Origin of the sequence: Sedimentibacter sp. B4 (assembly GCF_000309315.1) — a bacterium.
Lineage (GTDB): Bacteria > Bacillota > Clostridia > Tissierellales > Sedimentibacteraceae > Sedimentibacter > Sedimentibacter saalensis.
Genome location: NZ_CANG01000388.1, coordinates 1 through 594, shown reverse-complemented (window position 1 = coordinate 594; position 594 = coordinate 1). Strand labels below are relative to the sequence as shown.

At 68.5% G+C, this 594-nt stretch carries 1 protein-coding gene; it reads right to left on the bottom strand.

The window, feature by feature from the left end; translation table 11 throughout:
• Positions 1 to 8: 8 nt before the first annotated feature.
• Complete coding sequence (locus tag BN358_RS11565; RefSeq protein WP_040582925.1) at positions 9 to 449, bottom strand: RpiB/LacA/LacB family sugar-phosphate isomerase; 441 nt, start codon at positions 447 to 449, stop codon at positions 9 to 11.
• Positions 450 to 594 lie beyond the last annotated feature (145 nt).

Below are 594 nucleotides of genomic sequence, written 5' to 3'. Positions count from 1 at the left end.
GGGGGACATCAGGCACGCCCACGCTCGTAGTCGGTGATCGCCGCCACCTTGGGCGCACTTCGGGAGCCGGGGTCGAAGGACTCCTTGAGGTACTCCTCGAGGAGACATTTCGCCAGCTCCGGTCCGATGACCTGTGCGCCCATCGCGATCAGGTTGGCGTTGTTGCTCAGCTGTGCGCGCCGGGCCTGGTACACATCGGACACCAGCGCGCAGTAGGCGCCGGGAACCTTGTTGGCCGCGATCGAGACTCCGATTCCGGTGCCGCAGACCAGCACGCCGCGGTCGAGGCGGCCGGCCACGACCGCCTGGGCGACCACGATCGCGGTGTGGGCATAGATCGGGTCGTCCGAACCGAAGTCGACCACGTCGTGCCCGAGAGCGGACGCGCGGGCCATCAGCTCCTGGCGCAACTGCGTCGCGTTCGGGTCGGACCCGAAACCGAGAATCATGCGTTGAGCCTCACTCCCGGTCGAGTGGCCGTCGCCGCGGCCGCCATGAACCGCCGCTGGTAGCTCACCACGTGGCTCGCCGAGGTGAAGCGGGCCAGGTAGCTCGGCTCCGCGGTGATGACCAGCCGGTCGATCACGTCGGCGA

Bases quoted from the DNA above. Each gene is read 5' to 3' on its own strand.
- BN358_RS11565 (WP_040582925.1), bottom strand. From the start codon at position 449: ATGATTCTCGGTTTCGGGTCCGACCCGAACGCGACGCAGTTGCGCCAG.